General features: G+C 44.6%; 11 protein-coding genes. 5 read left to right on the top strand and 6 right to left on the bottom strand.

The genetic code is table 11. The annotated features are described in order from the left end of the window. Nucleotides 1-5 precede the first annotated feature (5 nt). Complete coding sequence (locus PCC7418_RS09165; protein WP_041596218.1) at nucleotides 6-932, top strand: histone deacetylase; 927 nt, start codon at nucleotides 6-8, stop codon at nucleotides 930-932. On the opposite strand, the gene PCC7418_RS20520 is transcribed toward PCC7418_RS09165, so the two are convergent. From PCC7418_RS20520 to PCC7418_RS09155, 3 genes are all read right to left on the bottom strand, one after another. Further along, a complete protein-coding gene (locus PCC7418_RS20520) occupies nucleotides 924-1,061 on the bottom strand; it encodes a hypothetical protein (RefSeq protein ID WP_171814898.1) in 138 nt (45 codons plus the stop codon). The two genes, PCC7418_RS09165 and PCC7418_RS20520, sit on opposite strands and share 9 nt — an antisense overlap. Nucleotides 1,062-1,282: 221 nt before the next feature. After that, nucleotides 1,283-1,378 (bottom strand): cytochrome b6-f complex subunit PetL, encoded by a 96-nt coding sequence (petL, locus tag PCC7418_RS09160; protein WP_015225892.1) that lies wholly within the window; start codon nucleotides 1,376-1,378, stop codon nucleotides 1,283-1,285. Between the two features lie 86 nt (nucleotides 1,379-1,464). After that, nucleotides 1,465-3,243 carry an aspartate kinase gene (locus tag PCC7418_RS09155; protein WP_015225891.1) on the bottom strand — a complete coding sequence of 593 codons (1,779 nt, stop codon included), beginning with the start codon at nucleotides 3,241-3,243 and terminating at the stop codon, nucleotides 1,465-1,467. 235 nt (nucleotides 3,244-3,478) lie between these two features. On the opposite strand from PCC7418_RS09155, the gene PCC7418_RS09150 reads away from it, so the two are divergent. The 3 genes from PCC7418_RS09150 to PCC7418_RS09140 are packed head-to-tail and all read left to right on the top strand — an operon-like array spanning nucleotide 3,479 to nucleotide 7,129. After that, entirely contained in the window at nucleotides 3,479-5,485 is a 2,007-nt protein-coding gene (locus PCC7418_RS09150; protein WP_015225890.1) for an AarF/ABC1/UbiB kinase family protein, read from the top strand. Beyond that, nucleotides 5,486-6,670: a DUF4336 domain-containing protein gene (locus tag PCC7418_RS09145; RefSeq protein ID WP_015225889.1), complete on the top strand. Its 1,185-nt coding sequence runs from the start codon at nucleotides 5,486-5,488 to the stop codon at nucleotides 6,668-6,670. A 60-nt stretch (nucleotides 6,671-6,730) separates the two neighbouring features. Next, nucleotides 6,731-7,129 (top strand): DUF4189 domain-containing protein, encoded by a 399-nt coding sequence (locus tag PCC7418_RS09140; protein WP_015225888.1) that lies wholly within the window; start codon nucleotides 6,731-6,733, stop codon nucleotides 7,127-7,129. Between the two features lies 1 nt (nucleotide 7,130). Here PCC7418_RS09140 and PCC7418_RS09135 read toward each other — a convergent pair whose 3' ends face one another. Together PCC7418_RS09135 and PCC7418_RS09130 are read right to left on the bottom strand one after the other, a co-directional pair. Next, nucleotides 7,131-8,003 (bottom strand): DUF2207 domain-containing protein, encoded by an 873-nt coding sequence (locus tag PCC7418_RS09135; protein WP_015225887.1) that lies wholly within the window; start codon nucleotides 8,001-8,003, stop codon nucleotides 7,131-7,133. 189 nt (nucleotides 8,004-8,192) lie between these two features. Next, nucleotides 8,193-9,239, bottom strand: coding sequence for a DUF2207 domain-containing protein (locus tag PCC7418_RS09130; protein WP_015225886.1), 1,047 nt, complete (start codon nucleotides 9,237-9,239; stop codon nucleotides 8,193-8,195). A 559-nt stretch (nucleotides 9,240-9,798) separates the two neighbouring features. Here PCC7418_RS09130 and PCC7418_RS09125 point away from each other — a divergent pair. Beyond that, nucleotides 9,799-11,883: a DNA phosphorothioation-associated putative methyltransferase gene (locus tag PCC7418_RS09125; protein WP_015225885.1), complete on the top strand. Its 2,085-nt coding sequence runs from the start codon at nucleotides 9,799-9,801 to the stop codon at nucleotides 11,881-11,883. Here PCC7418_RS09125 and PCC7418_RS09120 read toward each other — a convergent pair. Further along, complete coding sequence (locus tag PCC7418_RS09120; RefSeq protein WP_015225884.1) at nucleotides 11,880-12,926, bottom strand: PstS family phosphate ABC transporter substrate-binding protein; 1,047 nt, start codon at nucleotides 12,924-12,926, stop codon at nucleotides 11,880-11,882. The genes PCC7418_RS09125 and PCC7418_RS09120 overlap by 4 nt on opposite strands. Between the last annotated feature and the right edge of the window lie 225 nt (nucleotides 12,927-13,151).

The following is a 13,151-nucleotide window of genomic DNA, read 5'->3' as shown; positions in this document are numbered from 1 at the left end:
TTGATATGCTACCGATTATTTATTCTGACCAGTTCCTTAAACATCGCACGGGACGCTTCCACCCAGAACGACCAGAACGTCTGAAAGCGATTGTTTCCGCGTTACAGACAACATTTAGCGAAACTGTATTAGACTGGCAAGAGCCGACCCCGCATCAAGAACGAGACATTTTATCTTGGGTCAACAAGCTGCATACGTCTGAATATGTGCAAGAGGTGGCGCGGTTGGCGAACGAGGGAGGGGGAAGAATTGATCCGGATACGCCAGTTTCTGCGGATAGTTATGAGATTGCGTTACTGGCGGTGAGTGCTTGGCTGGATGGGGTGGATCAAGTGTTAAGGACACATCACCCGAGTTTAGTCTTAGCGCGTCCCCCCGGACATCATGCGGAAAAAAAGGGGGGGATGGGCTTTTGTTTATTTTCTAATTGCGCGATCGCTGCTCATTATGCCTTAACCCAACCGCCAGTCAACCGAGTCGCAATTTTAGATTGGGATGTTCATCATGGGAATGGCACGCAATCTCTTGTGGAGGATTCTCCTCATCTGATTTACTGTTCCCTGCACCAGTCTCCTTGCTATCCAGGGACGGGAAAACCCGAAGAACGAGGAATATATAATAATGTCCTCAATCTTCCCATCCTACCTGGTAGCACTTGGAATGAGTATCAACCCTTAATTGAAGAACAGGTGATTCCGTTTATCCGTCAGTTTGAGCCAGATTTGCTCTTGGTGAGTGCGGGATATGATGCTAATGCTGCCGATCCTTTGGCAGAAGTTGCGCTTTCTCCTGAGACTTATCAGACTTTAACTGAAACCTGTCTTTCTTTAACCCCCCGAGTCTTATTTGGCTTAGAGGGAGGCTATGATTTGGATGCTGTGGCTCAATCTGTGGTGGCGACAGTTCGCGCTTGTATTGATTATTCAGGGTAGGGTCGGCGCGTGAGTGTTGATCAATTGGCTGGTGAAGTCGGGGGAAAGGTCAAGGATTACGCCTTCTGTCACGGAAGGGGCAATCTGCGACCGCTGGTCAGGGGGTAAGGGAAAAGGTAACTTTAACATCCCTTGTTCCTTGGTTGACTTTTTTTGGCAAGTCCTCAAGGTTAGGTTGTGACTAATATCAATAAAATAAAATTTGGCAGGATGAATGTTTGCTCAAAGAAGCCCAATCCAACTCCTGAGCGTGCTGATTCCATCTAACTTCCCAGCACCAGTTTAATTATAACAAAAAAACAGCCCAACTGAAAGGAACACATAGTTAGGCTGTTATGTATCAATTTTTTTTAGATCACTTTAGCTGCTCGTAAGCCGAAGTAAAGTCCGAGAGCAACAACAGTATAACCAATTAAGATCCCCAGATAAGCAACTGCGCCAGACATAGATTTAAAACTCCTCTTGATGATTATCTCTACTAGACTAGCAGATCATTGGCGTTGCTAGAATTGGCTAGTTGTTGACGATAGTCTTAATTTATCCCTAAATCAAAGACTTTGTGAATCACTTGTAATGCAGTTTGTCCTTGAGATTTAGAAACAACACAGCTAATTTTAATTTCAGAGGTAGTAATCATTTGAATATTAATTTTCTCTTCGCTAAGGCTCGAAAACATTTTTGCAGCCACTCCAGGATTACCGATCATTCCCGCACCCACTAAACTGACTTTTGCAATCTCTTGATCTAATAGAATCTCTTGTGCCCCAATTTCGGGGAGGAGTTGGTTTAAGGTTTTCTGTGTGATTTCAAGATCAGCTTGGGAAACGGTAAAGGCAATATCACGGCTGGGGATATCATTAACTAAGCGCGATCGCTGCGACTGAATAATCATATCCACGCTAATCTGTTCTTCCGCTAAACGTCCAAAGATTTTTGCAGCCCGTCCAGGATAGTCGGGAACATGAAGCATCGCCACTTGGGCTTGATTCATATCTAACGCCACCCCTCGCACTGGTGGATGGTCATTTTTTTCAGCGTGAGGTGAAACGGGAGAACTCTTGAGATCAAAGGCTTGACACAGAGCATTGACTGCGCGATCGCCGTCCGCTTCTTCAATCACACAGCCTACTTTAACTTCCGAGGTGGAAATCATGCGAATATTGACATTGGCTTCAGCAAGGGTGTTAAACATTTTGGCAGCAATTCCTGGGCGACCAATCATGCCTGCACCCGTGATAGCAACTGTAGCAATTTTAGGCTTAGTCATGACTTCCGCTTCATTGGGTTGGTCAGACGTGCGAAGAGAGGGCGCGATCGCGCTGGCGACGGCTTCAGCGGTCTTGACCACATCCCGTTGTACGGTAAAGGCAATATCATTGGTATTCCCTTCATGAATGGACTGGATAATTAAATCCACATCCACATCTTGGGTTGCAATTTCTCCGAATAATTGACCTGCAATCCCTGGTGAATCGGGAACTCTCAATAATGCTACCTGTCCTTGAGAAGTATCAAGTTGCACACTATCTACCGCTTTCCCAATTTCTAGCCCTGATAAAGAACGAGATTGGGCTAAAGGGGAGATGACCTTCGTTCCTGGTTCATCACTCCAACTGGAACGAACCACCAAGGTTAACCCATAATTCCGTGCAATTTCTACCGCACGGGGATGTAAAACTTTTGCTCCTAAACTGGCTAACTCTAGCATCTCATCGCAGGTAATTTCCGACATGAGCGCAGCTTCAGGAACAATGCGGGGGTCAGTGGTTAAAATGCCAGGAACATCCGTATAAATTTCACAAAAATCTGCTTGCAGAGAGGCAGCCAGAGCTACAGCAGATGTATCCGATCCGCCTCTACCTAAAGTAGTAATTTCTAAATCTTCGCTGCTGCTAATCCCTTGGAATCCTGCAACGACGACCACTTCCCCTTTGTCTAAATGTCGTTGCACGCGATAGCGCTTAATTTCTAAAATGCGGGCGCGACTGTGGGCGGTTTCTGTAACGATACCGACTTGCGCCCCCGTTAAGGACAAAGCGGGTTGTCCTAACTCTTGCAGGGCCATACTGAGCAGCGCGATCGACACTTGTTCGCCAGTGGAGAGCAACATATCCATTTCTCGTCGGCTAGGTTGATCAGAAACCTGTTGCGCCAGAGTAACCAGTTCATCAGTCGTTTTCCCCATTGCGGAAACAACCACAACCACTTGCTTTCCTTCCTGCGCTGTTTTATAGACACGCTGGGCGACTTTCTGAATGCGCTCCACCGAACCAACGGATGTTCCGCCAAACTTCTGCACAACCAAGGTCATAACCGATTGATTCCCCCTTTTACCGCTCTCATTTGTAACCTTTTAGCATAGCAGACTCAATTTTATTAGAATTGATTCATACTGGCTATATACATTTAGTTATTCGTTCTTTGTTCTTTAGTTCTTTGGTCACTGATACCAGAATCTTCCTCAGGAAAGAGCGATCGCGCTTCTTCTCTTGCCCCAAATCTTGTTACAATACTTAACAACGTCACGTCGGTCGGTCTAAAAATTTATGACTCAACAAACCGTTTCTGCTTCCAGTGCATCCCAAAACCATTCGGATCAAGCCAGTAACCCCCGTATCCCCAAGGAAACAATCACAGTGGAGTCATCAACCCAGCCCCTACACCCTACTTTAGGCGATGACGAGTGGCGTTATGATCCAGAAAGAATTAATAACTACTATCGCAATCGTCCTTTGTCGGTATTCAGACGACTGATTGCACTGATTTTTCCTGGGACTGCGTTTGGTGTCAGGTTGCTGTTTGACAAACTGACAGGACGAATTGCAAAAAACGAACAAAAACGCGCGATCGAGCTTCGAGAAATTCTCACAGAATTGGGACCAACTTACATTAAAATTGGACAAGCCCTCTCCACCCGCCCCGATTTAGTCCCCCCGATCTACCTGGAAGAACTAGCACAACTGCAAGACCAACTTCCCCCTTTCGATAATTCTATTGCGTATCACTTCATTGAAGATGAACTCGGAAGCGATCCCCATGAAATCTACGCTGAAATTTCCGATCATCCTGTTGCAGCAGCGTCTCTGGGACAAGTCTATAAAGGAAAACTAAAAACAGGGGAAGAAGTGGCGATTAAAGTCCAACGTCCCGACTTACTTCGTCGTATCACCATTGACCTCTACATCCTGCGGAAAGTCGCGTTTTTCGCCACCAATCATATCAAGCGCATTCGTAGTGACTTAGTGGCGATTATGGATGAGTTCGCCAACCGCATTTTTGAGGAAATGAACTACGCTTATGAAGGCTATAATGCGGAACGATTCAAAGAACTTTATGGCTATATCCAAGAGATTTATATTCCTAAAATCTATTGGGAGTACACGGGTCGTCGGGTATTGACAATGGAGTGGATCGCTGGGATTAAGTTAACCAATGTCCAAGCGATTCAAGAGGCTGGAATTGAGGCGACGCGCTTGGTTGAAATTGGGGTTGAATGTTCTCTGCGTCAGCTTTTAGAAAGTGGCTTCTTCCATGCTGATCCGCATCCTGGAAACTTGCTTGCGATGTCAGATGGGCGTTTAGCTTATCTTGATTTTGGCATGATGAGCGAGATTAAACCCTATCAGCGTTATGGACTGATTCAAGCGGTTGTTCACTTAGTCAATCGTGACTTTGAATCCCTCGCCCATGACTATGTACAATTAGAATTTCTCTCTGAAGATACTGATTTACGTCCGATTATTCCCGCTTTAGCCAGTGTCTTTCAAAATGCTTTAGGGGCGAGTGTTGCTGAACTCAACTTCAAAAGCATTACCGATCAGATGTCAGAAGTGATGTATGAGTTTCCCTTCCAAGTTCCCGCTTATTATGCGTTAATTATTCGTTCTTTGGTGACTTTAGAAGGAATCGCGATCGGCATTGACCCCAACTTTAAGGTTCTCAGTAAAGCCTATCCCTACGTCGCCAAACGACTGCTGATTGATCCTGCACCAGAGTTAAGAGAATCTTTGAAAGATTTACTCTTCAGAGAAGGGCGTTTCCGTTGGAATCGTTTAGAAAACTTACTGCGGAATGCTCGTAACTCTCAAGATTATGACTTTGAAAAAGTCTTAGACCAAGCCCTAGACTTTCTTTTCTCTGAACGGGGTGCATTTATTCGGGAACGCCTCGTGGATGAGTTAGTCAAAGCGATTGATGTTTATGGACAACGCAGCTTCTATAATATTTCTGCTTCAGTGCGGGAACGAGTCGGTTTAGCGGTGAATGAAACCCCACCTCAGCTTGGGAACAATAATGAAAATCTTGAACATATCCAAAATATTATACAAATCCTACAAGAGACTCCTGGTTTTGACCCGATGCGGATTGTTCCTCTTGTTCCCAAAGTTTTATCCAAACCTGAAACTCAACACATGGGACAGCAGATTGTGGGTAAACTAACCGAAAAAGCGATCGCGCGGTTTATCCGTAATATCGCTTTGCAAGACCAACCCCATCACAGCAATAATGGTCATCAGGCTACTCCCTCCCTTCCCTCTGCATCGAAGAGATAAATGACGCAACGTGACTTTCGCTGGCAATATTGGCCCCTTCTCCCCATCTATCCTTATGGAAAACGGCGTACCCTGCGTCGAGAAGTCCTGAAAAACACGATCTGGACATTCGACCAAGTGCAGGGCATTTTCTATGTGGTCGTTCCGATTCGGATGACAGTGGTACGCTTAGAAACAGGGGGATTATTAGTTTACGCGCCCATTGCACCAACGCCAGAATGTATCCGCTTGATGCGAGAATTGGAAGCGGAACATGGGGTCGTCAAACAGATTGTTCTTCCCACGATTTCAGGATTAGAACATAAAGTCTTTGTCGGTCCTTTTGCGCGGAAGTTCCCTGATGCTCACGTTTATATTGCCCCACAGCAATGGAGTTTTCCTGTTAATCTCCCGTTGAGTTGGCTGGGGTTTCCTCGGAAACGGACGCATTTTCTGTCATCTCCCTACAAATATAATCCCTTTGGGGAAACCTTTGATTATGCGATTTTAGGTCCAATTAAACTGGGTTTAGGCTCATTTGGAGAAGTCGCCCTTTTCCATAAGCCCTCTCGCACTGCACTGCTGACAGATAGTGTCATTTCAATCCCAAAAACCCCTCCCGAAAGCGTCGAGCTTGATCCCTATCCTTTACTATTTCATGCCAGAGACAATAGTGTGGAAGCAGTGGAAGATACCCCAGCCATGCGAGAAAAAGGCTGGCAACGGATTTGTTTGTTTGCGAACTATTTTCAGCCTGATGCGTTAGAGGTGCTGGAATGGGGGGACACTTGGCAAGAAGCCCAACAAGCCCCAGACCGCTCGAAAAAAGCCTATTTTGGATTTTATCCCTTCCGTTGGCGACCCCACTGGAAAGAGTCCTTTGAGAAACTACAAGGAAATGGACGGCTGTTAGTCGCGCCTATCCTCCAAAAACTGATTCTGAACCGTGCGCCTCAAGAAACGATTACATGGGCAAATCTGCTGGTGAGTTGGCATTTTGAACGACTGATTCCCTGTCATTTTCAAGCGCCCTTAGAGGTTTCGCCTCGGGAGTTTCGTCAAGCGTTTACGTTCCTAGAAAAAGAAGAACTTCCCCTTAATCAACTCTATTCTCCCCTCCCACAAGCCGATTTAGCTCCCTTGGACAATATTGAAGTTACCTTGAGGAAAGGAAAATTAGTGCCACCGCCTCAGGAAAAAGTTTAACCGAGATTGGAAAAGTGATATGATTTCAGTAACTTTGTTCGCTGGTGAGGAGCCAAGAAAATGAATCGCTTATTATTGCTGATGATTACTGCAAGCTCTCTATTCATCAGTGCTTCCGCTCGCTGTTCAGAAGAGGATCTGGCTCAGAGTCAATCCAATTATGGCGCGATCGCGTATTCGTCCAGTTCTGATGTTTATGGTCGTTCTTGGAACTATTCCAGTCGTCAACAAGCCGAAACAAGGGCTTTAAGAGAATGTCAGTCGCGATCAGCACAAAATGATTGTACCGTAGTGACTTGGTTTCGCGATGCCTGTGGCGCACTTGCGACCACCCCGAATAATGGTTACGGCGGTGACTGGGGAAATAGTATCGTTGCAGCAGAACGGAATGCCCTGCAAATCTGTTCTCAATACGGGAGAAATTGTACAATCTTGACTTCTGTTTGTTCTGATCGCTGAATTAATCAAAAAAGTTACTGGGACGACCATACCAAAATAAAAGTGGCATTAGGATAACTATAAGAAATAGGAAAGCGAGATAGATTAATACTTCTAAAAAGTTGGAGTTTCTCCTTTCTAAAGATTGATCTGATTGAGACTGAGTCGGTTCTAAATAACCTTTTGGAAATGCAACGATAATCTTGAATCCTTCGTTGGCTTGCAAAGGACGAGTCGTAACAAACGTGGGATTTTTTCCAGCATCGAGCTTCCACTCATAACTTTGATCTTTTTTGCCAACTAAAGCCTTGACACTTAACTGATCTTCAGGAATTGAATCGGGTAACAAAACTTTTGCCCGTACTTGATCAATGGGAATACTCCATCCTTGTCCCGTTACATTCCAATACAATTGATCGGTATCTTCATCGGAGAAATCAATCCAGTGATCGGTTTGATATTGAATTGTATAACTGTCGGTATCAGAAGGACTTTTCATTACCTGATGATCGATATTAATGTGCTTTTTATCTCCTTCTGTTTTCATCGAAAAATTAACTGATTTGCCATTATATAAAACATCAATTACTCGGAAAGATGCTGGCTTAGATTGAAAGGGAATATCTAAGGAAAATTCTCGATTAATTCCTGATTTGATTTCAGGCGCAGTTCCTTTAACGGTAATCATTTCTGCAACACGCAAACTCGCATCTCGGTTAACCAGAATTTCACTATTATAAGTCAAGATCCGATCTGGGGCAGGAGAAGATTCATCAGACTGAGCTTGGCTGGGCTGTAATCCGTTTGTATTAATCAAAAAAATGATCGCAACTGTTGCTAATAAAAATAAGAATAGTCGGAATAAGGAAGTTCGCAGAAAAGAGAGAAAGTACATTTTAGACTAGGAGGTTTACTGGTTGGTTTCTGCTAGATAGCCCGTTACGAAGGGGGGGATTAATTGACAATTCTTATGGGATTGCTATAGCAGTCCTCAATCAATTTTGTGCGGTAATTAGGAGCGCGATCGCGCTAATTTTAGAAACAAGTTGGATTGTTTTTTCTTGTCCTTTAACATGAGGGAGTTTTAAGCGCCACCCCCGCCACCGCCACCGCCACCGCCACCTGCACCGCCACCGCCACCGCCACCTGCACCGCCACCGCCACCTGCACCACCGCCACAGCCACCAATACCGCCACTACCGCCACGACTCGTGAAACGACGACGACCTTTGGGACGACCATCAGAAAGAGCACCGAGGAGAAAAGGAATCAAGAAAATACCGACGATAAATAAGATAGGTAGCAGAGGCATGAGCCCTTGCATTAAATTGAGGAAAAAGGCAGAAATGGCAATCAATGTCCTTTCAAAAAAGCCAGGACGTTCCACATAACCTTTTGGAAATTCAACAATCACACTTAAGCCTTCTCTTACTTGCAAAGGGCGAGTCGTAACAAAAGTTGGATTCCCACCAGCATCCCGTTGAGCTTCATAACTTTGACCTTTTTCCCCTTCTCTTCCTGTAAAGGCTTTTAACTGTAAACTCTCATCAGGAATCTCATCAGGTAATAAGACTTTTGCTCGGACTTGATCGATGGGAAAACTCCAGTTTTGTCCAGTGACATTCCAATACAAGCGATCCGTTTTTGGGTTAGAAAAATCTAGTTGTCGATCCGTTGTGTATTGAATGGTGAAAGTATAAGTTCCTGGATCAAGTTCTACATTTTCGCGATAAATATTGATGCGTTTTTCATCTCCTCGCTCTTCTACCCAGTAATAGGTGGATTCGCCATTCCGCAATACATCAATCACTTCAAAGGAAACTTTTCCAGGACGAAAGGGAGCATCCAGTGGAAAATCGCGATAAATCCCACGTTGAATTTCATCTCCCGTTGCTTGGACAGTAATGGTTTCAGCAACGCGCAAACTTGCATCCTCATTTACTAAAATTTCGCTTTGATAACTGAGAATGCGTTCTTTGGCTGCGGAAGAATTGTCTTGTGCATAACTAGGGTGAGAGCTATCAATGGCGATGATTAGAACAGAAGTCAACAGTAATAATAAACCTGGCCAGAACCAAGAAAAGAGTTTATTTTGGCGTTCAAGAAGAGGAAGAGAAGATTGAAAACCCATCAGTTGCAATATTTTTTTGGCTGATCAACATTAGGGTTTAGTTTAAATCAAAAAAACAAGTCTTAGACCCATTTTAGAAATTTTATCAATGACACCAGACAGAAAGTAAGTTGAAGTGATGGTATTTTGTCAAGGCTAGATAAGCTATTTCAATGTTATTGTTCCTTTTTATTTGTTTTTTCTATCAAAAGACTCGCTTCATGAATCTTAACAAACTGATCTGAGGGTAGGTTCTTGACGAGATGACGCGGTTTCCGCTATGCTTAAGGAAATAAAAATCCAAAGGGAGTTTTTTGTCTAAATTAATTTTAATCAGTGGATTTCCTAGTCTGGCGTGGCTTCCCGCCTAGTTTTGTCAAGTTTTTTGAGGACAAGTCGTATGTATTTTTGTTGCTAATTATAAAATATTATGAACAGGGGTTGACAAAACAAGGAAAGAATGGGTTTGGTAAAACTGTAGAGAAATCTAAATTAGAGAATAGCAGCTTTTGATCGTCTCGGATCATGTTACCCTCCTAGAAGGAGGTTTTTAAATTCTTCTTAGCGTGTGTCGTAGCAGATGACTCAACTGGATCGGGTAACTTGGGTAAATGAGATTGTACAAGGGTCTCAAGAAAGTCCGGTGGGAAAACATCTTCCCAATGCTTTCTATGTTCATCTCAGTGCCTTATCTGTTCTTCCGCCACAGCTACAAGCCTACGAGCAAAAAGCTCGGACATCGGTTGCTCAAGATATTGTTAAAGCAACCCTGATTAAGTTTAACTGCACCGATCCCAAGGTGTCTTACCTGTTTTATCCCACCTTTGATCATGAAGCCCATCCCCCGCTACAAGCAAGTTTGCAAGTGGACTTACGAACCTTAGAGGTGAGTTATCGCAGCTACCATGAAGCAACGAATCCTCCGATTTTGCATCGGAAAGAAGCCTTTGTGACTCCTGATTATCCCCGTTATCAAGAATTTGTGCAATTGACTCAACAGGAAATGGAATTGGGGCTACTGAGTCAGGCGCGTTATATTGGCACAAAACGGGAGTGGGAACAACGATTGCGCGATCGCGCGGTGGAAATCAATGATCATCAAGTGATTTGTCATGACACCCCACCCCCTGCCAAGAAACCAAAAATCGAACGCCACAAAGCAGCGATCGTTCGTCATCAACTGTCCCGTCCAGTGCGGGTTGCTCTGGAAGCGGAGCTTTTCACGGCAGAAACAACCTTTTTCGACTACGGCTGCGGACACGGGGGAGATCTTCAACGGATTCAGGAACAAGGATATAACAGTCAGGGTTGGGATCCCTACTACTGTCCCAACACCCCTTTAGTGGAAGCCGATATTGTCAACTTGGGATATGTCATTAACGTTATTGAAGATACTCAAGAACGACGGGAAGCCCTTTTAAGCGCTTGGCAGTTAACACGGAAAGTGTTGATTGTTTCGGCGCAAGTCTTAATTAATGATTCCGCAAAGGGACAAGTGGCGTATGGCGATGGCATCATTACCCGTCGCCATACCTTTCAAAAATACTACGAACAGGAAGAACTGAAAGCCTATATCGATCAAGTGTTAGAGGTGGATGCGGTTCCCATTGGTTTAGGGATCTATCTGGTGTTTCGAGATCAAACGCAAGCGGAAACCTTCCGTGCCAGTCAGTTTCGTTCTCACGCCACCACTCCCCGTTTACGACAGCGAGTGCGTCGCTTTGAAGACTATCAAGTCTTATTAACCCCGTTGATGGATTTTATGACAGAACGGGGACGCTTACCCGCCAAAGGAGAATTAGCAGAAGAACCTCAAATCAAAGCCGAACTGGGAGGGTTACGGAGAGCCTTTCGCGTGATTTTACAAGCAACGAACCAAGAAGACTGGAACGCGATCGCGCAACAACGGACAGAAGAGTTAAAGTTATATTTAGCCACAGCATTACTCACCCATCGTCCGAAACTGAAAGATTTTTCCCCCACGATTCAGCAAGATATCAAAGGGCTGTTTGGAACGTTTAAACACGCTTGTGCGGAAGCAGAAGCGATGCTGTTTACTCTTGGCGACCAAGCCGTGATTGAAGAGAAGATTAAACAGAGTGCAGTGGGGTTAAAACTCGGTAAAAGTTTACTGGTTCATCTTAGCAGCTTAGAGGAACTTGACCCTTTACTGCGTCTCTATGAAGCCTGTGCTAGTCGTACGATTGGACGCTTGGAAGCAGTAACTGTCATTCAGTTTTATATTGGTAAACCCAAAATTGCTTACTTGTCCTATCCTCAATTTGACAGCGATCCTCATCCGCCATTACAAGCAAAAATGGAAATCAATTTAGGGGATCTCAATGTTCATTACACCGAATACGATCAAACCAATCCCCTGCTCCTCCATCAGAAAGAGAAACTGGTGAGTCCGGAGTATCCCCTTTACGACAAATTTGCACGGTTGACGAAAAAAGAGAGAGACTGGGGACTTTTGGATGATTTGAAAACGATTCGCGATCGTCGAGGCTGGTTAAAATGTTTAGAAGAACATGGTGCAGAGTTGAAAGGCTATCAATTACGTTGGCGTAAAGATATCGATCCCTATCGCCTGAAGATCTTAAAAAACCAAGTTCAACAACGACGGCGCACCCAAATCCAGTCCGATTCCGAGAGTGAACCCTAACGAATATTGACAAAACCAGTGCTACGAATCAGGTCTTGTCCTTGTTCGGTGAGTAGCAATTTCCCATAGGTTTCTCCTGCTTGCTGGTCAATCCTTCCATCCAGTTTCACCACGACAAACCAACGTTGGGTTAGAGGATAGTTCTTCGTCTGGAAGGCGGTGACATTGAGTTGGTTGCGTTGTCCTTGTTCACGACAAGCCGTTTCAGACACCTCTGGCGGTTGGTAGGGCGGAATGAACTGGTTGGGTTGACGACCAATGGGAAGGATTTTCGCGACACACTGGGAAACGACTTCCGACGCAACCGCATAATAGACCGCCCCTGGAGTTTGTGTAACTGTTTTAAGAACAGAAGTTTTGGGATCGACAAATTGCACATTTGACCCCCAGTTTTCTCCCTTGAGAACTTGATTCGAGAAAAATATGCGACTTTGATTGTTTTGAGATGAGTACGGAATAATCGCAACGTCAGGACCGCCCACTTCTTGCCAATTGCTAAGCTCTCCAGTATAAATCTCTTGCAGTTGCGCGATCGTTAATCCAGACACTTCAAGATTCGGGTTAACGACAATAGCAAGACCATCAATGGCAACAGGAATTGCTTTTAGGGAATGCCCCTGCGCTTGTGCAGCATCGTATTCTCCTGGTTTGGGAAGACGCGAGGACAAGGTAAAAGCCAGTTGATCCGCTAAGAGCCTTTCAATTCCTTGACCCGCACTCATTCCTTCTCCACGAGGAGTTTGGTAGCGTAAACGAAAGTTTGGGTAGGTTTGTTGAATAATCGGATCAATGCTTTCCCGAATCGGTATCCAATTGCGACTCCCACTATAGTTGAATGAACCAGAAGGAACATTTTTCACCTCATTGAAAGTGTTTGGAGCATCTGGTAAGGATGCAGAAGAAGAGGAAGGCTCGTCATTGGTTTCAGTTTGAGCGCTTTTGTTTTGACGAGTTTGGAAAAGCCACCACAAACCACCACAGAGGATACCAAGAGTAACGAGAAATGATGCGATTAAGGTTAAGGTTTCATTTTTTTGTGTCATCTCTCATCGTGGATTATTGGGTTGGGTCTGGAGGCGCCAGGTGGCTTTTGATCAAGGATAAATGATTGGTGACGATAGAGAAAGGAAAATGCTGACAATCTCGATTTCAGCTGACACTCCTGCTCAAGAGAGAGTCGAGACTGTGTTCGCAATTGTGTCGAATGAAAGATGCAGTGAAAATCGAACCAGAGTAGATTAAAACATATAGTTATTCCCGATGGAAAA

The organism is Halothece sp. PCC 7418, from assembly GCF_000317635.1.
Taxonomy (GTDB): Bacteria; Cyanobacteriota; Cyanobacteriia; order Cyanobacteriales; family Rubidibacteraceae; genus Halothece.
The sequence above is the reverse complement of the archived record's forward strand: the minus strand, read 5'-3'. Positions and strand labels throughout refer to the sequence as shown.

What these genes read in the sequence shown, in the direction of transcription:
- PCC7418_RS09165 (WP_041596218.1), top strand. Translation starts at nt 6, where the DNA reads ATGCTACCGATTATTTATTCTGACCAGTTCCTTAAACATCGCACGGGA.
- PCC7418_RS20520 (WP_171814898.1), bottom strand. Translation starts at nt 1,061, where the DNA reads ATGTTAAAGTTACCTTTTCCCTTACCCCCTGACCAGCGGTCGCAGATT.
- petL (WP_015225892.1), bottom strand. Translation starts at nt 1,378, where the DNA reads ATGTCTGGCGCAGTTGCTTATCTGGGGATCTTAATTGGTTATACTGTT.
- PCC7418_RS09155 (WP_015225891.1), bottom strand. Translation starts at nt 3,243, where the DNA reads ATGACCTTGGTTGTGCAGAAGTTTGGCGGAACATCCGTTGGTTCGGTG.
- PCC7418_RS09150 (WP_015225890.1), top strand. Translation starts at nt 3,479, where the DNA reads ATGACTCAACAAACCGTTTCTGCTTCCAGTGCATCCCAAAACCATTCG.
- PCC7418_RS09145 (WP_015225889.1), top strand. Translation starts at nt 5,486, where the DNA reads ATGACGCAACGTGACTTTCGCTGGCAATATTGGCCCCTTCTCCCCATC.
- PCC7418_RS09140 (WP_015225888.1), top strand. Translation starts at nt 6,731, where the DNA reads ATGAATCGCTTATTATTGCTGATGATTACTGCAAGCTCTCTATTCATC.
- PCC7418_RS09135 (WP_015225887.1), bottom strand. Translation starts at nt 8,003, where the DNA reads ATGTACTTTCTCTCTTTTCTGCGAACTTCCTTATTCCGACTATTCTTA.
- PCC7418_RS09130 (WP_015225886.1), bottom strand. Translation starts at nt 9,239, where the DNA reads ATGGGTTTTCAATCTTCTCTTCCTCTTCTTGAACGCCAAAATAAACTC.
- PCC7418_RS09125 (WP_015225885.1), top strand. Translation starts at nt 9,799, where the DNA reads ATGACTCAACTGGATCGGGTAACTTGGGTAAATGAGATTGTACAAGGG.
- PCC7418_RS09120 (WP_015225884.1), bottom strand. Translation starts at nt 12,926, where the DNA reads ATGACACAAAAAAATGAAACCTTAACCTTAATCGCATCATTTCTCGTT.